We start from the raw sequence: 25,798 nt of genomic DNA, 5'->3' as shown, positions 1-25,798 counted from the left end.
CGACTGCTCGGCCTGCTCGTGCTGGCGATCACCGTGATGTCCTGCAGCCACCACTCGACGGGACCATCGGCCTCGACCACGACGAGCAGCGCCCCGGCGTCGGCAACCTCCACCCGTCCTCCGGTCGCGCCGGTGACGGGCCCGAAACTGCCACCGTTCATTCCGTCGGCCGCGGTGGGCGCCAACTGCCAGTACCCGCCATCCGCCGATGCCGCCAGTAAATCGGCGGCCAAACCGCAGAACGGCAAGATCGCGACCGAGCCTGCCATGGTCGGCCTGACCATCGTCACCAACCAGGGCAGGATCGGTCTACAGCTCGCTAACAACGAATCACCGTGCACCGTAAACAGTTTCGTCACCCTGGCGCAGAAGTCCTTCTTCGACAACACCGAATGCCACCGGCTAACCACGGCACGCGCCTTATCGGTGTTGCAGTGCGGCGACCCCAAGGGTGACGGCACCGGAGGACCGGGCTATCAGTTCGTCAACGAGTTCCCGACCGACCAGTACCCGCCTGGTGAACCTGCGCTGCAGGTACCCGTCGTCTATCCGCGGGGAACGCTGGCGATGGCCAACGCCGGACCGGGCACCAACGGCAGCCAGTTCTTCATGGTGTACCGCGATTCGCTGCTGCCGCCGAATTACACCATCTTCGGCACGATCAACGACGCGGGCCTGGCCGTGATCGACAAGATCGCGGCGGCAGGCGTCGCCGGGGGCAAGGACGACGGTCAGCCCGCTACCGAGGTGACGATCACCTCAGCGCGCCGGGATTGAGCGCTCGACGTAGCTGCGGGCCGCCCGCCGGATGAATTCTTCGGTCGGCGTTGGGTGCCAACCGAGTTCACGGGTGGCCTTGTCGTGGCTGGCCGGCGAGGTCAGTTCGACGAGCTTGGCACTCTGCCTGCTCATCGGGAAGTCTCGCCGCAACAGCGCCCCCATCGCGTCGTTGACCCAACCGATTCCGTACATCACCGCCATCGGGATGCCCACCCGGGGCGGTCGTGCGCCGACGGCCTGCGCGGCGGTGGTGACCAGTTCGCGCTGGCTCATGTAGCGCTCAGAAATGATGTAGCGCTGCCCGATTCGCCCGCGTTCGGCGGCCAACAGCATCGCGTCGGCGACATCGTCGATGCCGACTACTTCGGCACCGACGCCGCGGACATAGAACGGTAGCTTTCCCTGCGCAGCGAACTTGACCAACATCCCCTGCCGCGGTTGCCAATCGGGCGGGCCGTACGGATTCGACACGTTGCACACCACCGCGGGCAGCCCGTGCGCGGACACGTAGGACAGCACCACATCCTCGGCCGCACGCCGCGACGCGATGTAGCCGCCGGCCTCCTCAGCCCAGTTGAACGGGGTGTCCTCGTCGACGGTTTCACCGTTCCGGCCGACGGCGACCGTCCCGATCGTGCTGAGGAAGACGAACCGCCGCAGATTCGCCTGCACCGCCACGTCAAGGACATTGCGAAGTCCCTCAACGTTGGTCTTGAACAGCGGTGCGGGATCTCGCAGCTCGGCCCGGGTGTCGACGACGCAGTAGTAGACGACGTCGCGGTCGGCCATCGCGGCGGCCACCTCGGCGGTGTCGAAGATGTCGCCGTAGTGCCGTTCGACGTTCAGGCCGTCGATGCCCTTGGTGGAACTGGACTTTCGCAGCAGCACCCGCACGTCGGCGCCGGCGGCGACCAGGTGACGGGTCACGCAAGCACCGACGTTGCCGCTGGCGCCCATCACGAGAGCCTTCTGGGGTGTCACGCCGCGGAGGTCACCCGGTACACATCGAAAACGCCTTCGACGTTGCGAACCACATCAAGCAGGTGACCCAGATGCTTGGGATCGCCCATCTCAAAGGTGAAGCGGCTCACCGCCACTCGGTCACCCGAGGTGGTCACCGACGCCGACAGAATGTTCACCCGCTCATCGGCCAGCACCCGGGTGACGTCGGACAGCAGCCGGTGCCTGTCCAGTGCCTCGACCTGAATGGCCACCAGGAACACCGACGACGGCGACGGCGCCCAGTGCACCTCGATGATGCGCTCGGCCTGCTGTTGCAGCGACGTGGCGTTGGTGCAGTCGGTGCGGTGCACGCTGACTCCCCCGCCGCGGGTGACGAAGCCCAAGATCTGATCGCCGGGCACCGGCGTGCAGCACTTGGCCAGCTTGGTCAGCACGCCGGGAGCACCCGGCACCGCCACGCCGACGTCCTCGGTGCTGCGCGGGCGGCGCGGAATCGTCGTCGGGGTGGCTCGCTCGGCCAGATCCTCTTCGGCCTGGTCGATCCCGCCGAGTTCGACCAGTAGCCGTTGCACCACGTGCTTGGCCGAGACGTGGCCCTCGCCGACCGCGGTGTAGAGCCCCGACACGTCGGTGTAGTGCAACTCGTTGGCCACCGCCGCCATCGATCCGCCATTCACCAAGCGCTGCAAGGGAAGTCCGCCACGGCGAACTTCGCGGGTGATCGCGTCCTTGCCGGTCTCCAGCGCCTCCTCACGGCGCTCCTTGGCGAACCACTGCCGGATCTTGGCCTTCGCGCGCGGCGACACCACGAACTGCTGCCAGTCCCGCGACGGGCCGGCGGTCGCCGCCTTGGAGGTGAACACCTCGACGACTTCGCCGTTTTCCAGTTTGCGCTCCAGTGCGACGAGCCGGCCGTTGACTCGTGCACCGATGCAGCGGTGGCCGACCTCGGTGTGCACGGCGTAGGCGAAGTCCACCGGGGTCGAGCCCGCGGGCAGTGTGATCACATCGCCCTTCGGGGTGAACACGAAGATCTCTTGGACTGCAAGGTCATAGCGCAGCGATTCGAGGAATTCACCGGGGTCGGCGGCCTCCCGCTGCCAGTCGAGAAGTTGGCGCATCCAGGCCATGTCATCAATCTCGGCGGAGGTGTGTGAATGTGGCACGCCGTTGCGGCCCTTGGTTTCTTTGTAGCGCCAGTGCGCCGCGATGCCGTACTCCGCGGTGCGGTGCATGTCGCGGGTGCGGATCTGGATCTCCAGCGGTTTGCCTTCCGGGCCGACGACCGTGGTGTGTAGCGACTGGTACACGCTGTAGCGCGGCTGCGCGATGTAGTCCTTGAACCGGCCGGCCATCGGCTGCCACAGTGAATGCACCACGCCCACAGCGGCATAACAGTCGCGGATCTCGTCGCACAGGATGCGGACGCCGACCAGGTCGTGGATGTCGTCGAAGTCGCGGCCCTTGACGATCATCTTCTGGTAGATCGACCAGTAGTGCTTGGGACGTCCCTCGACCACCGCGTTGATCTTCGACGCGTTGAGCGTGGCGATGATCTCGGCGCGGACCTTGGACAGGTAAGTGTCGCGCGACGGCGCCCGGCCGGCGACGAGCCGCACGATCTCCTCGTATTTCTTGGGGTGCAGGATCGCGAAGGACAGATCCTCCAGCTCCCACTTGACGGTCGCCATCCCCAGCCGATGTGCAAGCGGCGCAATCACTTCCAGCGTCTCACGGGCCTTGCGGGCCTGCTTCTCCGGCGGCAGGAAGCGCATGGTGCGCATGTTGTGCAGCCGGTCGGCCACCTTGATCACCAGCACCCGCGGGTCGCGCGCCATCGCGGTGATCATCTTGCGGATGGTCTCGCCCTCGGCGGCGCTGCCCAGCACCACCCGGTCCAGCTTGGTCACCCCGTCGACGAGGTGGCCGACTTCGTCGCCGAAATCGTTCGACAGCTCCTCCAGCGTGTAGCCGGTGTCCTCGACCGTGTCGTGCAGCAGGGCAGCCACCAAGGTTGTGGTGTCCATGCCCAACTCGGCGAGGATGTTGGCCACTGCCAGTGGGTGCGTGATGTAGGGATCGCCCGAATGCCGCATCTGGGTGGCGTGTCGCCGCTCGGCGACTTCGTAGGCCCGCTGCAGCAAAGCCAGGTCGGCCTTGGGGTAGATCTCACGGTGCACCGCCACCAGCGGCTCGAGCACCGGGCTGATGGTGCTGCGCTGCGCGGTCATCCGCCGCGCCAGCCGCGCCCGGACTCGCCGCGAGGCACTGCTGGGCGCCTTGAGGCCGATACCGGGCTCGGACGAGGGAGAAATGTCGGCGAGCTGGAGCGGCTCAGTAGGCGGTTGAACCGCCGTACCCTTGTCTTCCGCCACTCATCTCACCTCCGGAGCCTCAAGGATATCGTCCGCCGGGCCGTGCGCTAGAGAACGACGATGCTGTGCACCGGCAGCGGCGCGACCAGGTCACGGCCGCCCAGCCCGGCCAGCTCGATCACCACCGCGGCGGCGGTCACCCGCGCACCGGCGTGCTCGAGCAGCCGGTGCGCGGCGGCCAGCGTCCCGCCGGTGGCCAGCACGTCGTCCACGACGACAACGTTGCGGCCGTCCACATTGATCCCGTCGGCGGGCAACTCCAGGCTCGCGGTGCCGTACTCGAGTTGGTAGTGCTCAGTGCGCACCGGCGGCGGCAGCTTGCCGCCCTTGCGGATCGCCAGCACGCCGGTGTTCAGCCGGGCGGCGACGGCGCCGCCGATGAGAAAGCCACGCGCATCCAGGCCGGCGATCAAGTCGGCACCAGAGGCGAGTTCCGCAATGGCATCGGTGACCGCGGCCAGCCCCCGCGGGTCGGCGAATACCGGGGTCAGGTCCTTGAACTGGATTCCCGGCGAAGGGAAGTCGGCGACCTGACGGGCCAACGCGGCGATCAGGTCGGCGGCCGATGGGCTGTCATTCACCGCACCAGGACCCATCGGTCCATGTTCCAGCCCGCCCCCCAGCGGCTCGGGTTGGTGCCGACGGCATACATCTTCTTCGACGCCAGCAAGGTCCGCTGCTGGCGGTACAGCGGCAGCGTCGGCATATCGGCCCACAGCACCGGCGCGCTCTCGGCCAGCAGCCGAACCAGGTCTCCCGGATCGGCCGACACCGCCAAAGATCCGATGATCCCGTCGATTTGGCCGTTGCCGTAGCCGGACAGGTTGTTGCCGTTGCCGGTGTGCAGATCGTAGGCGTCCATCGCCGACGACCCCGTCGAACCACTGCCGGCGGCGCCGCCGGTGCTGGCCAGCAGCACGTCGATCTTGCCGTCCTTCAGGGTTTGCGGCCCAATTGAATCGGAGGTGACATCGGACACCGAGATACCGGCCGGACCACAGGCCTTGGCGATCGCGCCGACGATGGCGGCCAACCGGGCGTTGGGCCCGCGGTAGCCGATTCGTACCGCCAGCGGCTTTCCGACCAGCGCCGCGCGCGCGGCCTCGGGGTTCGCCTTGACGTATTGGCCTGCGGCCGGGACGTTTTCGGCTTGCCCGATCGCGTCGTCGGTCGTCGTATGCAGTCGCGCGTTGGCGATCGGCGCCATGGCGTCGCGCGCGATGACGTCACGCGGCGTGCACGCCGCAACCGCTCGGCGGGCCGCGACGTCAGCGAGCGGCCCGTGCGGGGCGAAGATCAGCTGCTCGATGCCATCCGACGGCGCATCGGTACGGCGGTAGTTGTCGGGTGTGGCCAATGCACCTGAGGAGCCGGCGGCGACGTCGACGACGTCGGCGCTCTTGTCGTTCACCCGGTCCTGGATGTCGGCTTTCTGCGGCCACACGGTGACTCGTCTGGTCATCGGCTTGGCGCCCCACCAGCGGTCGTTCGCGACGAGCACCACTCCGCCGCCGTCCAGCACCGATTCGATCTTGTACGGCCCCGACGACGGGAAGTGCTTGGCGACGGTGGCTGAGTCGATGCCGGGCTTGAGGTCCCAGGTGGTGTTCCACGTTTGCGCGATGCGCCCGATCACCGCGGTGTCGTTGCGCAGCAGCGCGCCGGTGGTGTCGACGCCGAGTTCTTCGGCGATGACGTGCGACGGCATCACCGTGGTGGCGGTGAACAGCTGGTTGTAGTCGACGATGTTGCGGTCCGGGACGAACGACACCCTTGCTTTCTTCTGGCCCGGTTGGCAGTCGATGGAGGTGACGTCGACGTAGCCGGCCTGGCTGGCGGCGTTGAAGCCCGGATACCGGCCGGACTGGGCCGCCCACGCCAGGACCAGGTCGTCGCAGGTCACTGGTTTGCCGTCGGAATAGACCGCGTTGTCGGCGATCTGGTAGTCGAGCACCAACGGTGATCCGCCGACGATCGACAGGCTGCCGAAGTCGTGGTCGGCGACGACCTGACCGTCAGGGCCGTGGTAGCCGAAGCCGGTCAGGGTGCGGGCGAAGGCCTGCGCCCCGGCCGAGGCCGCTCCGCTGACAGTGTTGCCGTTGTAGGTGTCCAGCGAGCCGTCGACAACGTAGTCGACCTGCCCTGCAGCGCTGCCGGAGCACGCCGACAAAGAGCCCACGACTATCGCAAGCGTGGCCACCAGCCAGCTGGCGGTAGCACGCCGACGCCAGGCAACCATGGGGCTAGCGTTTGTCCCGCTTGCCGCTCGGGCGCGCGTGACGACCGGCGGATTGCCGCACCGGCCGCGCGCCCGGCGCCGGCTTGCTCGGCGGGGGGTCACCCGCGGCCGCGAACGACGCCCGGGTCTTCGCCGGCGGCTCGGAGTCATCGGAGCCCTCGACGGACTCCTCGGCGGCCGAATCGCCGCGAGCCTGACCCTTGTCCGGGTCCGGGCCGCGGCGTCGGGCCACCCGATGGTTGTGCGTCCGCACCAACTCGGTTCGTTCGCGCAGGGTGACCAGCAGCGGCGTGGCGAAGAAGATCGACGAATAGGTGCCGACGATGATGCCGACCAGCTGTACCAGCGCCAGGTCTTTGAGCGTGCCCACGCCGAGTAGCCAGACGGCCACCACCATCAGTGCCAGCACCGGCAGCACCGAGATCAGGCTGGTGTTGATCGAGCGCATGAAGGTCTGGTTGATCGCGAGGTTGGCCTCCTCGGCGAAGGTCCGCCGGGCGGTGTGCTGGAAGCCATGGGTGTTCTCTTCGACCTTGTCGAAGACGATCACGGTGTCGTAGAGCGAGAAACCCAGGATCGTCAGCAGACCGATCACGGTGGCCGGGGTGACTTCGAATCCCACCAGCGAATAGACCCCGGCGGTGACGGCCAGGTCGAAACACATCGTCGTCAGCGCCGCGACCGCCATGTAGCGCTCATAGCGGACGGTGATGTACAGGCTGACCAGCACCAAGAACACCACCAGGGCGATCACCGCTTTCTTGGTGATCTGGCCGCCCCAAGTCGAGGACACCGCGGAATCGGATATGGCCTTCTTGCTGGCCTGACCGTCGGGACCCTTGGGTTGGAATTTGTCGAAGAGTACGTTGCGCAGCTTCTCGGTCTTGTCGTTGGACAACGCCTCGGAACGGATCTGCACGGTCGCCGCCGAGCCGCTGCCGACGATCACGACCGTCTCCGGGCCATGGCCCAGCGCCTGGCTAAAAGCTTCCTCGACCTGGCTGACGGTGGCGTCTCCACGAGGCATCGACACCGTGGTGCCGCCCTTGAAGTCGATGCCGAATGTGAAGCCGCGCACCAGGATGCTGATGATCGCGATCGCGACGATCACCCCGCTGATCCCGTACCACAACTTGCGCCGGCCAATGACTTCGAAAGCCCCGGTGCCGGTGTAGAGGCGGGACAGGAAACTGTGATGCGGTTGAACGGAGCCGGTCGCGCGAACGACTTTGTCTGTGCCCGTGCCGATTTCGACGGCAGTCGTGTCGTCGGTTCCGGTCGTGTTCGCCTTGGACGCCATTTTCGCTACCCCCGTCCCGTCGAATAGGCCTTGGGCTTCAATGCCGCCCGTTCGCGGGCAACCTGCTGGACCGCACCCAAGCCGTTGAGGGCCGGCTTGGCCATCCTCGACGATCGCGATGCCAGATACACCAGCGGCCAGGTCACCAGGAACACCACGACGATGTCGAGGATTGTGGTGAGGCCCAGCGTGAATGCGAAGCCCTTCACCTGGCCGATCGCCAGGAAGTACAGCACGGCGGCGGCCAGGAACGTCACCGCGTTACCGGACACGATCGTCTTGCGGGCCCGTCCCCAACCACGCGGAACCGCCGAGCGGAACGTCTTACCCTCGCGGATCTCGTCCTTGATGCGTTCGAAGAACACCACGAACGAGTCGGCGGTGGTGCCGATACCGATGATCAAACCGGCGATGCCGGCCAGGTCCAGCGTGTAGTTGATATAGCGGCCAAGCAACACCAGAATGGCGAAAACCATTGCGCCAGAAGCCACCAACGACAGTGCCGTCAGCAATCCCAGCACCCGGTAGTAGAGCAACGAGTACACCAGCACCAACGCCAGCCCGATGGCACCGGCCATTAAACCCGCTCTCAGCGACGTCAAACCCAGTGTCGCAGAAACAGTTTGGGCTTCTGATGACTCGAACGACAACGGCAGCGAGCCGTATTTAAGGACGTTGGCGAGTGCCTTAGCCGAACTCGCGGTGAACGGCGGGTCACCACCGGTGATCTGGGTGCGGCCACCGGGAATGGCCTCGCGGATCTGCGGCGCGCTGACCACCTGCGAGTCCAGTGTGAACGCGGTCTGCGTACCGATGTGCGCGGCGGTGAAGTCCGCCCAGGTGTTCGCTGCCCCACTCTTGAACTGCAGATCGACGGTGTAACCGATGCCGTGCGGATCCATGCTCGACGAGGCGTTGGAAATCTGGTCACCGCTGATGATCGACGGCGCCAGCAGGTATGCCTGCTTGTGCTGCGTGTCGCAGGTCACCAGCGGAAGGTTCGGATCGTCGTTGCCGGCCAGGATGTCTTCCTGCAAGCAGCGGGTTGCCTCGTACTGCAGCGCAAGGAACTGCACACCCTTGTTGGTGCTCTGCCGCCATTCGCGTTCCTTGTAAATGCGCTCGGCGAGGTCCTTGCGCGGATCGGGCGGACCCGGCTGGACCGGAGCGGGAGCAGGAGGCGCGGGTGGCGGCGGCGGGTCCTGCGGGTAGGGCCGGGGCTGCGGCGGCGGCTGGTCGGGGTATGCGGGGAACGCGGGCGCTCCCCCGGCTCCGGGCTGTGGAGCGGACGGAACCTGGCCCGGCTGACCACCGGGCGCAGCGGGTGCACCGGGAGCCCCGCCGGGCGCGGGTTGCCCGGGCTGGCCACCCTGCGGCAGCTTCGGCCGCCCTTGCGGCGGCGCGGGCAGTCGCGGAGCATTCGGCATACCGCTGTTGTCGGCGGGCAGCGCGTTGATCACCGGGCGGATGTACAGCCGGGCGGTCTGCCCCAGGTTGCGCGCCTCGCTGCCGTCGGTGCCGGGGACCGTGATGACCAGATTGTCGCCGTCGACGATGACCTCAGAACCCGAGACGCCCAGACCGTTGACCCTGGCGTTGATGATCTGCTGCGCCTGCGAGAGGGCCTCGCGCGAGGGCTTAGAACCATCGGGAGTCCGCGCGGTCAATGTCACGCGGGTGCCACCCTGCAGGTCGATGCCGAGCTTCGGGTCAGCGTGCTTGTTGCCGGTGAGGAAGACGAGCAGGTAGACCCCGATCAGCAGAGTCAGGAATACCGCCAGATAGCGGGAGGGGTGCTCCGGCGCCGAAGGCGATGCCACGTGATGAATCTCCTATGCTCATGCGCGATCCGCTGTGTGCGGCGCCGATCAGTTCGCCTGCACCCGCAAAGGGTACGTGCCAGGTCGTCGTCCTCAGTCTCTGGGCAGGCGCTCCGGGTCATCGGCGAGATCGTCGGCCTCGTCGGCACCACTGTCCAGGATCTCCGGCTCGACGCGGTCCCGTATCGCCAGCTTCATCCAGGTTGTGACCACACCCGGCGCGATCTCGAGGTCCACGTCGTCGTCGGTGATGCGCGTGATGGTGCCATGTAAGCCGGAGGTGGTGTGCACCCGATCGCCGACCCGCAGCGACTCGTGCAGATCGATGGTGGCTTGCATCGCGCGCTTCTGGCGCCGGGAGGCGAAATACATGAACGCCCCCATGACGACCAGCAGCGGCAAGAAGACGACCGTTTGATTCATGACGGCCAGTGTGCCATCACGCCGTCGCAGTGCTGAATCATTGACCGATGGAACTCATCGAAGCGCTGCGCACCACGGGGGCGGTCCGCGACTTCACCGACCGGGCCGTCGATGACGCCGTGCTGGCCCGGGTGCTCGACACCGCCCGTTTCGCGCCCAGCGGCGCCAACGCTCAAGCCTGGCGGGTGGTTGTCGTCAAAGACTTCGTGAAGCGTCAGCGGCTGCGGGATTGCTACGTCAAAGGCTCACAGGAATACCTGAGCCTGACCGCCGCCGGTTTGCGGCCGTGGTCGCCGACCAGCGACCGCCAAGCCGAGGCGCGCGCATTGGCCGACGGAAAGTCCTCCGCCGTGGGTGATTTCGCGGACAAGTTCGACGAAGTGCCGGCATTGCTCGCGGTGTTCGCCGACCTGTCGATGCTCGCGGCGGTGGATCGCGACGCAGATCGGTACACGTTCGCCGGCGGCGCGTCGCTCTATCCGTTCGCGTGGAACATCCTGTTGGCGGCACGCGACGAGGGCCTGGGCGGCGTCATCACGACGATCGCCATCCGAGAGGAACACGAGGTGAAAGTCATCCTCGGAGCGCCCGACCCGCTTGCCCTGGCTGCGGTGATCGCCCTGGGCTATCCGGTCCGACAGCCGCGCAGACTCCGCCGCCAACCGGTCAGCTCCTTTGCTACGGTCGATTCGCTCGACGGCCCGGTCTTCGGCGTTTAGACAAGGCCGGAACGTGGCAAGGTGAATAATTGCTCTTCAGCGAATTCACATTGGCTATCGAGGAGGTCAGCATGAGAAACCTTATCGGGCGATTGGCAGGTGCCTCGCTGCTCGCGGCCGGGGCCCTAGCGTTCGCGACGCCGTCCGCAAGTTGGGCCGACCCAGCCAACTGCGACCCCGGCCAGTGGTGGGACCCCACGAGCAATGTGTGCCGGCCATTGGGTCAGGGTCCGCAGCCACTTAACTGTCCCGCCGGCCAGTGGTGGGACCCGAACGGAAATGTCTGCCGCGACTTGGGCCACACCGCAGCGGGCTGATTTCGGGGTCGTAGCCGGGGTCAGACACAGCTGGGTCTGATTGGCCCGACTCCTCAGCGAGCCTCGCGGCTCGCATCGTCGCCGGGCTAGGCTGCTTCATGTGTCCGCTGTGGAGCAAAGCCGCCACCTTCTCACCGAAATCCCCGGTCCCGCATCACTGGAGCTGACCAAGCGCCGTGCTGCGGCGGTGTCTGCCGGCGTAGGTAAGACCATGCCGATCTTCGCGGCCCGCGCGGCCGGCGGCATCGTCGAGGACGTCGACGGCAACCGGCTGATCGACCTGGGTTCGGGCATCGCCGTCACCACTATCGGCAGCTCCGCGCCCCGGGTCGTCGACGCGGTTCGTGCCCAGGTCGCGGAGTTCACCCACACCTGCTTCATGGTGACGCCGTATGAGCAGTACGTCGCTGTCGCCGAACAGCTCAACCGGCTGACCCCGGGCTCGGGCGAGAAACGCTCGGTCTTGTTCAACTCTGGCGCCGAAGCCGTCGAGAACGCGGTCAAGATCGCGCGGTCGTATACCCGCAAGCAGGCAGTGGTGGCTTTCGACCACGCCTATCACGGTCGCACCAACATGACCATGGCGCTGACCGCGAAATCCATACCCTACAAAAGCGGATTCGGGCCGTTCGCACCGGAGATCTACCGGGCGCCGCTGTCCTATCCCTACCGGGACGGCCTGATCGACAAGGAGATGGCCACCGACGGCGAGCTCGCTGCCCGCCGCGCGATCGACGTGATCGCCAAGCAGGTCGGCGCGGAAAACCTGGCCGCCGTCATCATCGAGCCCATCCAGGGTGAAGGCGGCTTCATCGTCCCGGCCGAGGGGTTTTTGCCCGCACTGCTGGACTGGTGTCGGCGGAACGACGTGGTCTTCGTCGCCGACGAGGTGCAGACCGGATTCGCCCGAACCGGCGCGATGTTCGCCTGCGAACACGAGGGCATCGAACCCGACCTCATCTGCATCGCGAAGGGCATCGCCGACGGGCTGCCGCTGGCCGCGGTCACCGGTCGCGCCGAGATCATGGACGCGCCGCACCCCAGCGGGATCGGCGGCACGTTCGGTGGCAATCCGGTCGCCTGCGCGGCCGCGCTGGCCACCATCGACACCATCGAAGCCGACGGGCTCATCGAGCGGGCCGGTCAGATAGAACGTCTGATGAAGGACCGGCTGCTGGCGTTGCAGGCTGCTGACGAGCGCATCGGTGACGTGCGAGGCCGCGGTGCGATGATCGCCGTCGAATTCGTCAAACCCGACACCGCCGAGCCCGACGCGGGATTGACCAGCGCGCTGGCCACCGCCGCCCACGCGGCGGGCGTCATCGTGCTGACGGCCGGCACCTTCGGCAACGTGGTGCGCTTCCTGCCGCCGTTGACGATCAGCGACGAACTGCTGACCGAAGGCCTCGACGTGCTTGCCGGTCTGCTGGCCGACCTCTGACGGTTACTCCTCGTCGGCGGGCGGATCGGCGTTGAACACGACCAACGACCCGTCCAGTTGCTCCTCGATGGCCCTGCGAAGCGGCACGAGGTTGACTTCGTCGCGATTGGGCGAAACCAGCAGTACGGAGGCATTCTCGTAGCGCGACAACGCCTCTCGAAGTGGGACCAAGTTAATCGGCATGGAGAGCTGCCGGTCGGTCGTGCCGGCGGTGAACGGGATACGAAGTGTGCCGGGCCTTGACTCCAGCCAGCCGAATTCGACGAGCAGACTCACCCAACCGTTGTCGCCCAACCCGTAGTATTCGGCGACCTGCCGCAGTTCTTCGGAATTCGGGAAGGTGTCGTCGAAGCCGCGGCCGGTGCCGCTCGGCTCGCCGTAGTAACTGGCTCGCGTCAGCCCGCAGGCTTTGCGCATCTCTTCGACGGTCACGTCCCCCCGGGCGATCTCGGCTTGCAGAAACGCTTTGAGGGGCCTGCCACGCCGGTCCGTCCGGGTCATGACGGACAACCGCGTTTCAATTTCATGCCGACGACCGGCCGGTGAGGAGCTGTTTTACCGCTCGAGTCGTCATGAATCGACTCTGTGCGGCTCAGATGTGGTCCAGGTGAACCCCGCATCAAAAACGGGTACCCGGTCTTTCACGGTCCAAGACCACGAGGCGCCCAAATTTCGTGTAATCAATGCCACCTTCCCGCGCTTAGGGGAATATCGTTACCTTTGCTAACGTAGTACCTGTGAGTGCAGCGTCGCACCCCCCAAATTTCCCCAAATTCGCAAGTTGTGAGGTTCGGTTATGTCGACAGACACCCAAGAAGAACGTCAGGAACAACGCACCGCGGAGTTGGCCGCCAACGACCCGGAGTTCGCCGCCGCCGGGCCCGACCAGGCCGTCAGCGACGCCATCGAAGCGGCCGCGCCGCACCTCCCCCAGGTGGTCAAGGCCGTTCTGGAGGGTTACGCCGAACGGCCCGCATTGGCTCAACGCGCCTACGAACTCGTCGAAGATCCGCAAACCGGGCGCACAACCGCCAAGCTGCTGCCCTGGTTCTCTCACGTCACCTACGGCGAGCTTGCCGAGCGTGTCGATGAGTTGTCCCGCGCGCTGACCGACGGGCTGATCGAAGCCGGCGACCGGGTCTGCGTGCTCGGCTTCACCAGCGTCGACTACACCACGATCGACATCGCACTGGGTCTGGCAGGCGCCATCTCCGTGCCGCTGCAGACCAGCGCGGCGATCACCCAGCTGCAGCCCATCGTCCTCGAGACCGAACCCGCCGTCTTCGCCGCCAGTGTCGACTACTTGTCCGACGGCGTGGACGTAATCGTCGCGGCCGCCGAGGCAGGCCACACGCCCGGACGGCTGGTGGTCTTCGACTACCGCGACGAAGTCGACGACAACCGCGAGGCGCTGCAGGCCGCTCGCGAACGCCTGGCCGGCCTTTCGCTGACCGTCGAAACCCTCGACGAGGTTCGCGAGCGCGGCGCCAAACTGCCTGCGGCACAAGCCGTCCAAGCTGGCCAAGCCGACAATGACCCGCTGGCGCTGCTGATCTACACCTCTGGCAGCACCGGAGCACCCAAGGGCGCCATGTACCCGCAGAGCAACGTCGCGAAGATGTGGAACCGCTCGACCAAAAACTGGTTCGGTCCCAGCGCCGCGTCGATCAGCCTGAACTTCATGCCGATGAGCCACGTGATGGGTCGCGGCACCCTTTACGGGACGCTCGGCAACGGCGGCACCGCCTACTTCGCCGCCAGGAGCGACCTGTCGACGCTGCTGGAAGACCTGCGTCTGGTCCGGCCCACCGAGCTGAACTTCGTGCCGCGCATCTGGGAGATGCTCTACAGCGAGTTCCACAATGAGGTCGGTCGTCGGACCGCCGAAGGTGTGGACCGTCAGACCGCCGAGTCGCAGGTGCTGACCGAGTTGCGCAATGAGCAGCTGGGTGGGCGCTTCATCTTCGCAATGACCGGATCGGCCCCGATCTCTCCCGAACTGCGCGCCTGGGTCGAGTCGCTGCTCGACATGCACCTGCTCGACGGCTATGGCTCCACCGAGGCCGGCATGGTCCTGTTCGACGGCGTCATCCAGCGTCCGCCAGTGCTCGACTACAAGCTGGTCGACGTCCCGGATCTGGGCTACTTCAACACCGACCGGCCGTATCCGCGCGGCGAGCTTGTGCTCAAGACCGGCAACATGTTCCCCGGCTACTACAAGCGAGCCGAGACGACTGCCAACGTCTTCGACGATGACGGCTACTACCGCACCGGCGACGTGTTCGCCGAGGTTGCACGCGACACGTTGAAGTACGTCGACCGGCGCAACAACGTGCTGAAGCTGGCGCAGGGCGAATTCGTCACGCTGGCCAAGCTGGAAGCGGAGTTCGGCAACAGCCCGCTGGTCCGCCAGATCTACGTCTACGGAAACAGCTCTCAGCCTTATCTTTTGGCGGTCGTCGTGCCGAGCGATGCGAACGCGTCGAAGTCGGCGATCGCCGAGTCGCTGCAGACCGTTGCACGACAAGCGAATCTGCAGTCCTATGAGGTGCCGCGCGACTTCATCGTCGAGACAACGCCTTTCAGCCTGGAAAACGGTCTGCTGACCGGTATCCGCAAGCTGGCGTGGCCGAAGCTCAAGCAGCACTACGGCGAGCGCCTCGAACAGCTGTACGCCGACTTGGCCGAAGGCCAGGCGAATGAACTGTCCGAGTTGCGGCGCAGCGGCGCCGGTGCGCCGGTGCTACAGACCGTCAGCCGCGCCGCGGCGGCGATGCTCGGCGCAGCGAAGTCCGATCTGACGCCCGACGCGCACTTCACCGATCTTGGCGGAGATTCGTTGTCCGCGTTGACATTCGGCAATCTCCTGCACGAGATCTTCGACGTCGATGTGCCGGTCGGCGTGATCGTCAGCCCCGCCAACGACCTGCAGGCCATCGCCGACTACATCGAGGGCGAGCGCCAGGGCAGCAAGCGGCCGAGCTTCGCCTCGGTGCACGGGCGCGGCGCGGTCGAGGTGCACGCCAGTGACCTGACGCTGGACAAGTTCATCGACGCGGCAACCCTGGCCGCCGCCCCCGAGCTGCCCGGGCCCGCCACCGAGGTGCGCACCGTGCTATTGACCGGATCCACTGGTTTTCTAGGCCGCTACCTGGCGCTGGACTGGCTGGAGCGGATGGACCTGGTCGACGGCAAGGTGATCGCGCTGGTAAGGGCCAAGACTGACGGAGAAGCGCGCGCCCGGTTGGACAGCACGTTCGACAGCGGCGACCCGAAGCTGCTGGAGCACTACCGGGCGCTGGCCGCCGACCACTTGGAGGTCATCGCCGGTGACAAGGGCGAGGCCAACCTCGGCCTGGACGCCACGACCTGGCAGCGGCTGGCCGACACCGTCGACCTGATCGTCGACCCGGCAGCCCTGGTCAACCACGTGCTGCCGTACAGCGAGTTGTTCGGCCCCAACGCGGTGGGCACCGCGGAGCTGCTGCGGATCGCGTTGACCAGCAAGCTGAAGGCGTACACCTACGTGTCGACGATTGGTGTGGGTGACCAGATCCAGCCCGGCGCCTTCATCGAGGACGCCGACATCCGGCAGATCAGCGCCACCCGCAAGATCAACGACGGGTACGCCAACGGATACGGCAACAGCAAGTGGGCCGGCGAGGTGTTGTTGCGCGAAGCGCACGACCTGTGTGGCCTGCCGGTCGCGGTGTTCCGCTGCGACATGATCCTGGCCGACACCACGTACGCGGGCCAGCTCAACCTGCCGGACATGTTCACCCGGATGATGCTCAGCCTGGTCGCCACCGGCGTCGCACCCGGGTCGTTCTACGAACTCGACGCGGACGGCAACCGGCAACGCGCCCACTACGACGGGCTTCCCGTCGAATTCATCGCCGAGGCGGTCTCGACCTTGGGCCCAACGGTGGCCGATGAGGCGGCCGGGTTCCAGACCTACCACGTGATGAACCCCTACGACGACGGCATCGGCCTCGACGAGTACGTCGACTGGCTGATCGACGCCGGGTATTCGATCCAGCGGGTCGGCGACTACGCCGCCTGGCTGCAGCGATTCGAGACGACGCTGCGGGGCCTGCCCGAACGCCAGCGGCAGTACTCGCTGTTGCCGCTGCTGCACAACTACCAGCGGCCGCAGGCTCCGATCAACGGGTCGATGGCACCTACCGATCGGTTCCGCGCCGCGGTGCAAGATGCGAAAATCGGTCCGGACAAAGACATTCCGCATGTCTCGCAGCCGATGATCGTCAAGTACATCACCGATCTGCACTTGCTCGGACTGCTCTGACACGAAACTGAGGCCGATCGTCGGCTGTCCGGCGGCGGTGGGCCTCAGTGTGTCGGGGCCGAAAGTCAGTGGCTGGGCGCCCGACGGAACAGGCTGCCCTTGTTCTCGTGCCGGTGCTTGCTCCGCGCCGACGGGGCGAGCACCGTGGTGGCCGCGTTTTCCCTGAAGGCGTCATACGTATCGGCGCCGGGCAACGGCTCGGCATCGGGAGCGAATTCCAGGTCGCGAACCATTCGGGCCGAGACCCGGGCCAGCACCGCTCCCGCGAGAAAGACGATCAGCGCACCGAGCCCGGAGAAGGACGCGATCTCGATCGCCGCGCGCTTGGCGTCCGTCGCACCGATCGGGTGACCGATGTCGCCGAGCCGCAGCGTCGATGCCAGCGTGCGGCCGACGACGAACCACGCGCCGCTGATCACCGCCAGCCAGCCACCGAACATCGCAATGGCGCGGTTTCCCGACACCAGCAGAAGGAAGCCTCCCACCGCGGTGATCGCGCCGGGGAACACTTCCAGCCACGCACGTGCCGTGCTCCACACCCACACGCCTCCGGGCGTGTACGCGAAGTGGAAGAAAGGCCCGACGAACGGGACGACAGCCCCCCATATGCCGAGAATGATCAACAGCAAACCGCTTACCGCGCCACGGCTGCGCGGCATGTGCAGGGTGCCGAAACCTGACCGCGAGTCATTCATTACGAGTTCTCCTCACACAGTGAAGACCTGGGTGGCGAGCGCATGCTGAGTACTCGTACGCGCTGGCCAAGTAACTCGGGTACCCGTCAACGCCGAGCGACTGTAGCCCGCGATGTTGAGACTTACCTGGGTGCTGGACCGCTCGAGCGCCGATCAGCAACCATGTTCACTGTGCTAGGCGTCGGCTGTTCCGCGACCGATACCGAGACCTGTCCCCCGCAGCAACAGCCGGGAATTATCAGGTTCAGTGGGAGGAGAGACCGATCACCAAGAGCACGACGGCGATCGCCGGAAATGTGCCCTGCGTCAGCGCGGCGCGGGCCTTGTCCGGGGCCGACGCCAGCAACACAACTGCGGCCGCGAGCATGGACCCGACGCCGGCGAAAATAAGCGCTGCACCGACACCGTGATGCCCCAGTTCGCAGGCGCCGATCCCAACGCCGGTGACGATCGCCAGGAAGAGGTTGTAGAAGCCCTGGTTGAAGGCCAGCAGCTTGGTGGTTTCGGCCTCCTCCGGCGTCGTGCCGAATGCGGCGCGAGTGCGCTTGCTGGTCCAGGTCAGCGACTCCATGGTGAAGATGTAGACGTGCAGCAAACCGGCCAGACCGGCGAACACCAATGCGGCGGCGATCATTGCGGCTCCTTTCCCGATGGCGGCGAACCGCTATTCGAACAGTCCCGGCTGCCCTAACCCGCTGGCCCGCGGGGGCGGCGTCATTCCCAGATGCATCCACGCCTGCGGGGTGGCCACCCGGCCGCGCGGCGTGCGCGCGATCATCCCGGCGCGCACCAGGAAAGGCTCGCACACCTCCTCCACGGTGGTGGCCTCTTCGCCGACTGCGACCGCAAGCGTCGACACCCCCACCGGACCGCCGCCGAAGCTGCGGGTCAGCGCCGTCAGCACCGCCCGGTCCAGCCGGTCGAGACCGAGCTCGTCGACGTCGTAGACCTCCAGAGCGGACTTGGCGACGTCGCGGGTGATCACGCCGTCGGCGCGGACCTCGGCGAAGTCACGAACCCGTCGCAACAGCCGGTTGGCGATCCGCGGCGTGCCCCGCGAGCGGCGAGCGATCTCCGCGCCGGCCTCCGCGCCGAGCTCGATGCCCAAAATGCCCGCCGACCGGCCCAGCACCCGCTCCAGTTCGGCGGGCTCGTAGAAATCCATGTGCGCAGTGAACCCGAAGCGGTCGCGCAGCGGTCCGGTCAGAGCCCCGGACCGAGTGGTCGCACCGACCAACGTGAAAGGAGCTACGTCGAGCGGAATCGACGTTGCCCCAGGGCCTTTGCCGACGACGACGTCCACCCGGAAGTCCTCCATCGCCAGATACAGCATCTCCTCGGCGGGCCGGGCGATCCGATGAATCTCGTCGATGAACAACACATCGTGGTCGACGAGGTTGGACAGCATCGCGGCCAGGTCGCCGGCGCGTTCCAACGCCGGACCGGACGTCACTCGGAGCGATGTTCCCAGCTCGGCGGCGATGATCATCGCCAGCGACGTCTTGCCCAGCCCGGGCGGACCGGACAGCAGGATGTGATCCGGTGTGCCGCCACGGTTCTTGGCGCCTTCGAGAACAAGCTGCAGCTGTTCGCGCACCCGCGGCTGGCCGATGAACTCCCGCAACGAACGCGGCCGCAAACTCGCGTCGACATCACCTTCACCGACCGTCAGCGCCGCCGAGACCTCTCGGTCTTCAAGTTCGTCGTCGTCGTGACTCATTGGCGCCACTCCTCAATCCCGGCTACGCCGGAATCATCGTCGTCGGCGTGACTCACTTCGTCTTCCCCAGCAATGACAGTGCGGACCGCAGCGCCGTCGATGTGGTGGCGTGGGCGTCGGCCGCCAGTACCTTATCGGTGGCCTCTTCGGCCTGTTTGGCCGCAAAGCCAAGTCCCACAAGGGCTTCCACCACGGGACCGCGAACGCTGTGGCCGTTCAACGACGGAGCCGCCCCGCCCGTTCCTACCGGGCCGATCTTGTCGCGCAATTCCAGCACCAGCCGCTCGGCGCTGCGCTTGCCGATGCCCGGCACCCGGGTGAGTGCGTTCACGTCGCCGTCCGCGAGCGCTTGCCGCAAGGCCGTGGCGTCATAGACCGCCAAAGTGGCCAGCGCGATCTTCGGTCCGACACCTGACACGCCCAGCAACGTCATGAACAGATCGCGGGCGTCACCGTCGGGAAAGCCGTAGAGCGTCATCGAGTCTTCGCGCACGATCATCGCTGTGATCAGGCGCGCTTCGTTACCGCGGCGAAGCGTCGCCAGCGTGGACGGGGTGGCCATCAGCTTGTAGCCGACGCCCGAGGCCTCGATGACGACGTGGTCGAGCGCGATGTCGAGGACCTCACCGCGAACTGACGAGATCATCTGGCCGCCTTCACTTTTGCGGCGAATTTCATCCGTTGCGCGGCGACCTTGGCCTCGGCTTCGGCCATCCGCGCGATCATCGGCGCACGCCAGCAGTGGCAGATTGCCAGCGCCAATGCATCCGCGGCGTCGGCGGGCGTCGGTTTGGCTTGCAGCCCAAGGATTCTGGTGACCATCGTGGTGACCTGGGCTTTATCGGCACGCCCGTTGCCCGTCACCGCGGCCTTGACCTCGCTGGGGGTGTGGAAATGCACGTCGATGTCGCGTTTGGCGGCCGCGAGCGCGATCACACCGCCGGCCTGCGCGGTCCCCATCGCGGTGTTCGCGTTCTGGTTGGCGAACACCCGCTCGATCGCGATGACGTCCGGCAGATGAGTGTCCATCCAGTGCTCGACGGTGTCGCTGATCGCCAGCAAGCGGCGGTGCAGCGGATCATCGGCCGGGGTCCGGACGACGTCGACGTCCACGGCGATGACCTGCCGGCCCAACCCGTTCTCCACGACCGACAGCCCACATCGCGTCAAACCCGGATCGACGCCCATCACCCGCACGCGCGCCTCCTACTTTTACCGAACGGTTGTTCGATAGCGTAGCGGGGGTCGTTGACCGGATCAGATACGACACGCGGTGAAGTCGACGCACTGCGCGGGAGACTCAGCCGCGATCGTCTCTCGGCTCGTTGTACGCGACGACGACAACCTGGGCGCGCGATTTGCCTACCGCCCGGAGGTCATGGTTGACCGACGCGTCAAAGTAGGCGCTGTCGCCGGCGGCGAGAGTGACGATGTTCTCGCCGTACTGAAGCTCAACTGTTCCCGCATGCACGAACAGGAATTCCTGACCCGGGTGGGCCGGAAAGTGATCGTCTTCACCCTGGAACGGCCGAACGATGAACGGCGACATAGCTTTTCCGAGCATATTGGGAGCCAGTAGTTGGTAGTGACCGGCATCCCGGCTGCGGTCGTCGGCGCGATCGACCTCGATCGTCAACTCTGCCGATTTGTCGCAGAACAATTGCGCGACGTCGACATCGAGGGCACGGGCAACCTTGAGTGCCACCGCGATCGACGGTGTGCTCTGTTGGCGCTCAATTTTCGAAAGGTAGCTCTTCGTCAGTCCGGTCCGCTCGGCGAGGATCGCCAGTGTGAGGCCGCGCTCCCTGCGGACGGCACGCAGCAGCCCCGTCATCGGGTCTTCTCAGCTTTGAGAGGTCTCGCCATCCCGTTGAACCCTTCAAGATCGTATGACACAAGGTGTCCGATATTAATAGGATGTGTCATATAGAGCATGGAGTCTCCGCCATATTAACCACATGAAGCCGACAGATGAGTGCTTAATCTTCTGAACGTTTAAGTTAGCTCGTACCTCGATGTTCGGGTGATCGCCAGGTTGAGCCCGGACAGGCCACCCGAGTGGCAATTATTTACATTGCTAATCAATTCATTGACCTTTAGTTTGGCTTAGCAATTACGTCGGGTGATGTGGCGACCGGTCAGCAGCCTCGCTATATCCGCAGTTCCAGACCATGTTTAATGCGCTCGGTAGCCGTCGGAGGGTGCCAAGGACCAACGCCAATAGACACGGGACTTTAGACCCTAGACCCGGTGCGGGAGCAAGAGTAGCGCCGCACCGAGTGGCGAGACCTGGACGACAAATGGGTGACGGGCACGTCAATACCGGCGGCCTGACTCTGTTAACTGAAGCTGCCCTAATACAGGGTGATGCCCCTCGGAGCGCCCATGAGAAAGCGTGGGAAAAAAAATCGAAGTTTTTTGCGCGTTTCTATTTCGCTTGGGTAACGCAGGAGGTAGCTTAACGGCACCTGAGAGAATCTCAGTTCATGCTTAGCTTACGGAAAGGCCGGGAGATGTCTGGTCAGCACTCTAAGAAGAATCGGCGGGCGGCGAAGAGCAAGGCTCGTCGTGCGGCGTTCGGCCTCGGTGGTTCCGCCGGGGCGTTTTTGGCGTTTGGGTTGAGCCCGTTGGCGGCGGCGCCGCAGGCTCGTGCGGATGGTCTGGATGTGATCATCGACCCGATCATCAACTCCGTCCTGCATTCGGTGACGAGCTTTGACGCCCTGCTCGGCATCGACCCGACCGCCGGTCTGACGTCCGCCACCGATGCGGCATCTGCTGCCCCCGGTGGGTGGGAGACGCTGTTTGCGGACCTGGGCAACAACTTCACCAACCCGGTCAGTGACGCCGGCACGGCGGCCTCGGCGACCGATACTTCTTTGAACTCTTTCTGGCAGGGCCTTGAGCAGGACTGGATCAACTCCTCGTTCGGCTCTCACATCGACGCCTCCCTGAACTCCTACTACGACCAGGTCGACCCGGCGGCATCGTCGGCCTCGGGCGCGTGTGGCCTTATCTGCAACGGCTCCGATGGTGTCGGTGGTGGATCGCTGACCGCGGCCGACGGCCAAGGCGGCGGCATCTTCTTCGGTAACGGCGGTAACGGCGCCACCGACGCCTTGGGCCAGGGTGGTACCGGTGGTGACGCCGGCGCCTGGGGCAACGGCGGTGACGGCGGTGCCGGCGCCAACGGCGGTGACGGCGGCGCCGGCGGTAACGCCGGTACGTTCTTCGGCAACGCCGGTAGCGGCGGCAACGGCGGGGCTGGCGTGGCCGGCGGCATCGGTCAGGTCGGCGGCGACGGCGGCGCCGGTGGTAACGCCGGCACCGTGGGCGCATTGAACTTCTTCGGCCACGGCGGCGACGGCGGCCACGGCGGGGTCGGCGGTGCCGGCGGTGCCGGGGCCACCGGGACGGCCGGGTCCAACGGCGTGGCCGGGATCAGCGACGGCGCCGGCGGCAACGGCGGCCAGGGCGGCATCGGCGAAAACGGTGGCCATGGTGGCGACGGCGGCAACGCAAGCAAGGGCGGCCTGTTCGGCGCCAGCGGGGTCAACGGCAGCGGCGGTAACGGCGGGGCCGGCGGTAACGCCGGAGCCGGCGGTAACGGCGGCAACGGCGCCACCGGCGTCTGGGGCCTCGACGGCGCTAACGGCGTCAACGGCGCCGGCGGCGACGGCGGCAACGGCGGTGCCCCGGGCACCGTGGGCGGCTCCGGCGGAGCTGGCGGTGCTGCCGGCACCGGCGGCACCGGCGGTACTGCCGGCACCACGGGCGGCCACGGCGGCGCCAGCACCATCGGCGGCAACGGCGGCACCGGTGGTGACGGCGCCAAGGGCGACTTCTCGGTGGCGGCCAGCGCCGGCAACGGCGGCAACGGTGGTGACGGCGGCAACGGCGCGGCCGGCTTCACCGACAACGGCGGTAACGCCGGTAACGGCGGCGTCGGCGCCCAAGGCGTGGCAGCCCACCCGAGCGGCGGCAACGGCGGCCAGGGCGGTATCGGCGGTAACGCGGGCGCCAACGGCACCGGCGGCACCGGCGGCAACGGCGGCAACGGCGGCCAGGGCATCAACGGCGTCAACGGGGTCACCGGCGCGACCGGCGACGGCAGTGACGGCACCGGCGGCGGCGACGGCGGCAACGGCGGCAACGCCGGCGTCGGCGGTCTAGGCGGCACGGTCTCCGGTAACGGCGGCGCCGGCGGCAACGGCGGCATCGGCGGCGCCGGTGGCACCGGCGGCACCGGCGGCAACGGTGGTCCCGGCGTGATCGGCAACCCGAACGGCGGCACCGGCGGTGACGGCGGCGTTGCTGGTAACGGCGGCACTGGTGGTAACGGTGCAGCCGGCGGGGCAGCGCTCGGTTCCGGCAGCACCGGCGCCGCGGGCAACGGCGGCCAGGGCGGCAACGCCGGCACCGCGGGCAACGGCGGCAACGGCGGTCAGGGCTTCACCTACACCAGCGGCAACCACGTCGGCGGTGACGGCGGCGACGGCGGCTCTGGTGGTGACGCGGGTGCGGCCGGCAACGGCGGCGCCGCGGGCGGCGCGACCGGCCATGCGGGTGGAACCGGCAACACCGGTACCGGCGGCACCGGCGGTAACGGCGGCGCCGGCGGTAACGCCATCGGCACCAACCTCGTCACCGGTGCGGGCTTGGCCGGCGGCGTCGGCGGTGACGGCGGCTCCGGCGGTGACGGCGGTAGCGCCATCGGCCAAGGTGGCGTCGGCGGCAACGGTGGCCTGGGCGGCAACGCCAGCGCCGGGCTCAACGGCCCCAACATCGCCTTCCCCGGCGGCTACAGCGGCGGCGCCGGCGGTGACGGTGGTTACGGCGGCTCCGGCGGTGACGGCGGCGCGCTCGGCGGCAACGGCGGTCTGGGCGGCAACGGCGCCAACGGTGGTCTGGGCGGCAACGGCGGCAACGCCTTCCAGGTCAGCAGCAACGTCTCCAACCAGCCCGGGGCCGACGGCGGCCACGGTGGCGTCGGTGGTGACGGCGGTGGCGCCGGCTCCGGTGGCGATGCGCTCGGCGGCAACGGCAACGGCGGTGGCGCTGGGACCGCGGGTGTCGGTGGCCAGGGCGGCAACGGCGGAGCGGCGGCCAACGCCAACTCCAACCCGAGTGCCATCATCCTCTCGCCCAACCAGCCCGGCGGCGACGGCGGCGGCGGCGGCACCGGTGGTGCCGGCGGTAGCGGCGGTGACGGCGGTGCCGGCCACGGCACCGGCAACGGCGGCAACGCCAGCGCTGGCGGAGCGGGAGGCCAGGGTGGCACCGGCGCCAACGGCGGGTTCGCCACCGGCACAGGCACCGGCGGTGACGGCGGCAACGCCGGCTGGGGCGGTGCCGGCGGTAGCGGCGGTGACGGCGGCGGCAGCGGCTCGCTTGGCGGCAACGGCGGCACCGGTGGTGCCGGCGGCGTCGGCGGCAACACCGGCACATCGGCGGGCACCGGCGGCTACGGCGCTAATGGCAACGGCGGCACCGGCGGTTACGGCGGCCGGGCCGGCGACGGTGGCTCCGGCGGTGACGGCGGCACGGCAAACGGGCCCACCGGTAACGGCGGCGCCGCGGGCGCGGGTGGCAACGGCGGCAGCAGCGTCGTCGGCGGTAACGGCGGTAACGGCGGGGCAGCCACCGCCAGCCTCTCCGGCGGTGACGGCGGTAACGGCGGAACGGGCGGCGCCGGCGGCGTCGGCGGCTCCGGCGGCACCGGTGGTGACGCCCTCGGCAATGGCAACGGCGGCGCTGGCGGAGCCGGCGGTAACGACGGGTCCAACGCCATCGGCGGCACCGGCGGCACGGGCGGCGCGGCCAGCGCCACCCAAAACGGCGGCGACGGCGGCAACGGCGGTCAAGGCAACTGGAACGGCGGGTTCGTCCACACCGGCAGCGGTGGCGACGGCGGCAACGCGTCCGGTTCGGGCACCGGCGGCAACGGCGGAGCCGGCGGCAACGCCGCCAACCAAAGTGCCGGCGGTAGCGGCGGAGCCGGTGGTGCGGGCAGCAGCGCGGTCGGCGGCGGTAACGGCGGCGACGGCGGTACCGGTGGCAACGGCGGTCTCAGCAGCACTGGCGACTCCACTCCCGGCGGCTCCGGCGGTGACGGCGGCAGCGCCGGACCCGGCGGCCACGGCGGTAACGGCGCCAACGGCGGCACTGCGGGCACCGGCGGCAACGGCGGTAACGGCGGAGCTGCTGGGGCGGCGGGCAACGGTGTCGGGGCCGGCCATGCCGGCACGGCCGGATCCGGCGGCAATGGTTCCGGCGGCAGCGACGGCGGCAGCGGTGGTGACGGCGGCAGCGCCGGCACCGCAGGCACCGGCGGCTCCGGCGGCAACGGCACCAACGGCTCGGTCGGCGGCAACGGCGGGGCAAACGGCGCCGGTGTCCACGGCACCACAGCCCCCGGGCTGGGCACCGCAGGCGGCCCGACGGCTGGCACTCCGGGCAGCCCGAACAGTGGCGAAACCGGCGGCGGAGGCGGCGGCGGCGGAACCGGTGGCACCGCTGGCACGGGTGCGCCCTAGCCGACAGGAGGCAACACAACAGAGAGGCCCGCTACGGCGGGCCTCTCTTTTGTTCGCCGATGCCGGGCCTAACGCTGTCGGCGGGCGATCCGATTGTCAGGCTGAAAAACCGTTGACACGCATCGCAATTCGTCCTGGCCGATTGCCCACGCCCAGCATCTGCG

18 protein-coding genes and 1 pseudogene are annotated in these 25,798 nt (G+C 67.5%); 5 read left to right on the top strand and 14 right to left on the bottom strand.

Features of this window, described 5'->3' with window-relative positions:
• Window positions 1-12: 12 nt before the first annotated feature.
• Window positions 13-777: pseudogene (locus G6N27_RS01805) on the top strand (peptidylprolyl isomerase); the annotation flags it as partial.
• Here G6N27_RS01805 and G6N27_RS01800 read toward each other — a convergent pair.
• The 7 genes from G6N27_RS01800 to yajC all read right to left on the bottom strand — a co-directional run bounded on the left by G6N27_RS01800 (window position 760) and on the right by yajC (window position 9,900).
• A complete protein-coding gene (locus G6N27_RS01800) occupies window positions 760-1,737 on the bottom strand; it encodes an NAD-dependent epimerase/dehydratase family protein (protein ID WP_163781189.1) in 978 nt (325 codons plus the stop codon). The pseudogene G6N27_RS01805 and the gene G6N27_RS01800 overlap by 18 nt on opposite strands.
• A 20-nt stretch (window positions 1,738-1,757) precedes the next feature.
• Window positions 1,758-4,118 (bottom strand): RelA/SpoT family protein, encoded by a 2,361-nt coding sequence (locus G6N27_RS01795; protein WP_163774773.1) that lies wholly within the window; start codon window positions 4,116-4,118, stop codon window positions 1,758-1,760.
• Between the two features lie 47 nt (window positions 4,119-4,165).
• On the bottom strand, window positions 4,166-4,714 hold the full coding sequence (locus G6N27_RS01790; RefSeq protein WP_163774771.1) for an adenine phosphoribosyltransferase: 549 nt from the start codon (window positions 4,712-4,714) through the stop codon (window positions 4,166-4,168).
• On the bottom strand, window positions 4,696-6,357 hold the full coding sequence (locus G6N27_RS01785; protein WP_163774769.1) for an ABC transporter substrate-binding protein: 1,662 nt from the start codon (window positions 6,355-6,357) through the stop codon (window positions 4,696-4,698). Before G6N27_RS01785 ends, G6N27_RS01790 begins: the two co-directional genes overlap by 19 nt.
• 4 nt (window positions 6,358-6,361) lie before the next feature.
• Complete coding sequence (gene secF, locus G6N27_RS01780; protein ID WP_163774766.1) at window positions 6,362-7,657, bottom strand: protein translocase subunit SecF; 1,296 nt, start codon at window positions 7,655-7,657, stop codon at window positions 6,362-6,364.
• 5 nt (window positions 7,658-7,662) lie between these two features.
• Entirely contained in the window at window positions 7,663-9,477 is a 1,815-nt protein-coding gene (gene secD, locus G6N27_RS01775; protein WP_163774763.1) for a protein translocase subunit SecD, read from the bottom strand.
• Window positions 9,478-9,570: 93 nt separating this feature from the next.
• A complete protein-coding gene (yajC, locus tag G6N27_RS01770) occupies window positions 9,571-9,900 on the bottom strand; it encodes a preprotein translocase subunit YajC (RefSeq protein WP_163774761.1) in 330 nt (109 codons plus the stop codon).
• 47 nt (window positions 9,901-9,947) lie between these two features.
• Between yajC and G6N27_RS01765 the strand changes: the two genes are divergently transcribed.
• A complete protein-coding gene (locus G6N27_RS01765; protein WP_163774759.1) occupies window positions 9,948-10,619 on the top strand; it encodes a nitroreductase family protein in 672 nt (223 codons plus the stop codon).
• 417 nt (window positions 10,620-11,036) lie between these two features.
• Window positions 11,037-12,377, top strand: a complete 1,341-nt coding sequence (gene gabT, locus G6N27_RS01760) for a 4-aminobutyrate--2-oxoglutarate transaminase (RefSeq protein WP_163774756.1) — start codon at window positions 11,037-11,039, stop codon at window positions 12,375-12,377.
• A gap of 3 nt (window positions 12,378-12,380) precedes the next feature.
• Here gabT and G6N27_RS01755 read toward each other — a convergent pair whose 3' ends face one another.
• The gene (locus G6N27_RS01755) at window positions 12,381-12,878 is read right to left on the bottom strand and encodes a hypothetical protein (protein ID WP_163774753.1); all 498 of its coding nucleotides are present in this window, start codon (window positions 12,876-12,878) and stop codon (window positions 12,381-12,383) included.
• 295 nt (window positions 12,879-13,173) lie between these two features.
• On the opposite strand from G6N27_RS01755, the gene car reads away from it, so the two are divergent.
• On the top strand, window positions 13,174-16,683 hold the full coding sequence (car, locus tag G6N27_RS01750) for a carboxylic acid reductase (protein ID WP_163774751.1): 3,510 nt from the start codon (window positions 13,174-13,176) through the stop codon (window positions 16,681-16,683).
• Window positions 16,684-16,748: 65 nt separating this feature from the next.
• On the opposite strand, the gene G6N27_RS01745 is transcribed toward car, so the two are convergent.
• From G6N27_RS01745 to G6N27_RS01720, 6 genes are all read right to left on the bottom strand, one after another.
• Window positions 16,749-17,378 carry a hypothetical protein gene (locus tag G6N27_RS01745; RefSeq protein ID WP_163774749.1) on the bottom strand — a complete coding sequence of 210 codons (630 nt, stop codon included), beginning with the start codon at window positions 17,376-17,378 and terminating at the stop codon, window positions 16,749-16,751.
• 244 nt (window positions 17,379-17,622) lie between these two features.
• Window positions 17,623-18,012: a DUF1304 domain-containing protein gene (locus tag G6N27_RS01740; protein WP_163774747.1), complete on the bottom strand. Its 390-nt coding sequence runs from the start codon at window positions 18,010-18,012 to the stop codon at window positions 17,623-17,625.
• A gap of 30 nt (window positions 18,013-18,042) precedes the next feature.
• Window positions 18,043-19,098, bottom strand: a complete 1,056-nt coding sequence (gene ruvB, locus G6N27_RS01735; RefSeq protein WP_163774745.1) for a Holliday junction branch migration DNA helicase RuvB — start codon at window positions 19,096-19,098, stop codon at window positions 18,043-18,045.
• Window positions 19,099-19,150: 52 nt separating this feature from the next.
• On the bottom strand, window positions 19,151-19,744 hold the full coding sequence (gene ruvA / locus G6N27_RS01730; protein ID WP_163774743.1) for a Holliday junction branch migration protein RuvA: 594 nt from the start codon (window positions 19,742-19,744) through the stop codon (window positions 19,151-19,153).
• Entirely contained in the window at window positions 19,741-20,295 is a 555-nt protein-coding gene (ruvC, locus tag G6N27_RS01725; RefSeq protein ID WP_163774741.1) for a crossover junction endodeoxyribonuclease RuvC, read from the bottom strand. The genes ruvA and ruvC overlap by 4 nt, the downstream gene beginning before the upstream one ends.
• A 103-nt stretch (window positions 20,296-20,398) precedes the next feature.
• Window positions 20,399-20,932, bottom strand: coding sequence for a helix-turn-helix domain-containing protein (locus G6N27_RS01720; protein WP_163774739.1), 534 nt, complete (start codon window positions 20,930-20,932; stop codon window positions 20,399-20,401).
• Window positions 20,933-21,611: 679 nt separating this feature from the next.
• On the opposite strand from G6N27_RS01720, the gene G6N27_RS01715 reads away from it, so the two are divergent.
• Entirely contained in the window at window positions 21,612-25,634 is a 4,023-nt protein-coding gene (locus G6N27_RS01715) for a PE family protein (protein WP_163774737.1), read from the top strand.
• Window positions 25,635-25,798: the final 164 nt, after the last annotated feature.

The organism is Mycobacterium cookii, from assembly GCF_010727945.1.
In the GTDB taxonomy this organism is placed as follows: Bacteria; Actinomycetota; Actinomycetes; order Mycobacteriales; family Mycobacteriaceae; genus Mycobacterium; species Mycobacterium cookii.
Note: the sequence above shows the minus strand (reverse complement) of the source record. Positions and strands in the feature narration are given on the sequence as shown.

Bases quoted from the DNA above. Each gene is read 5' to 3' on its own strand.
- secF (WP_163774766.1), bottom strand. From the start codon at position 7,657: ATGGCGTCCAAGGCGAACACGACCGGAACCGACGACACGACTGCCGTC.
- G6N27_RS01720 (WP_163774739.1), bottom strand. From the start codon at position 20,932: ATGACGGGGCTGCTGCGTGCCGTCCGCAGGGAGCGCGGCCTCACACTG.
- yajC (WP_163774761.1), bottom strand. From the start codon at position 9,900: ATGAATCAAACGGTCGTCTTCTTGCCGCTGCTGGTCGTCATGGGGGCG.
- G6N27_RS01745 (WP_163774749.1), bottom strand. From the start codon at position 17,378: ATGAATGACTCGCGGTCAGGTTTCGGCACCCTGCACATGCCGCGCAGC.
- G6N27_RS01740 (WP_163774747.1), bottom strand. From the start codon at position 18,012: ATGATCGCCGCCGCATTGGTGTTCGCCGGTCTGGCCGGTTTGCTGCAC.
- G6N27_RS01785 (WP_163774769.1), bottom strand. From the start codon at position 6,357: ATGGTTGCCTGGCGTCGGCGTGCTACCGCCAGCTGGCTGGTGGCCACG.
- G6N27_RS01800 (WP_163781189.1), bottom strand. From the start codon at position 1,737: ATGGGCGCCAGCGGCAACGTCGGTGCTTGCGTGACCCGTCACCTGGTC.
- car (WP_163774751.1), top strand. From the start codon at position 13,174: ATGTCGACAGACACCCAAGAAGAACGTCAGGAACAACGCACCGCGGAG.
- ruvA (WP_163774743.1), bottom strand. From the start codon at position 19,744: ATGATCTCGTCAGTTCGCGGTGAGGTCCTCGACATCGCGCTCGACCAC.
- ruvB (WP_163774745.1), bottom strand. From the start codon at position 19,098: ATGAGTCACGACGACGACGAACTTGAAGACCGAGAGGTCTCGGCGGCG.
- G6N27_RS01790 (WP_163774771.1), bottom strand. From the start codon at position 4,714: ATGGGTCCTGGTGCGGTGAATGACAGCCCATCGGCCGCCGACCTGATC.
- G6N27_RS01715 (WP_163774737.1), top strand. From the start codon at position 21,612: ATGTCTGGTCAGCACTCTAAGAAGAATCGGCGGGCGGCGAAGAGCAAG.
- G6N27_RS01755 (WP_163774753.1), bottom strand. From the start codon at position 12,878: ATGACCCGGACGGACCGGCGTGGCAGGCCCCTCAAAGCGTTTCTGCAA.
- G6N27_RS01765 (WP_163774759.1), top strand. From the start codon at position 9,948: ATGGAACTCATCGAAGCGCTGCGCACCACGGGGGCGGTCCGCGACTTC.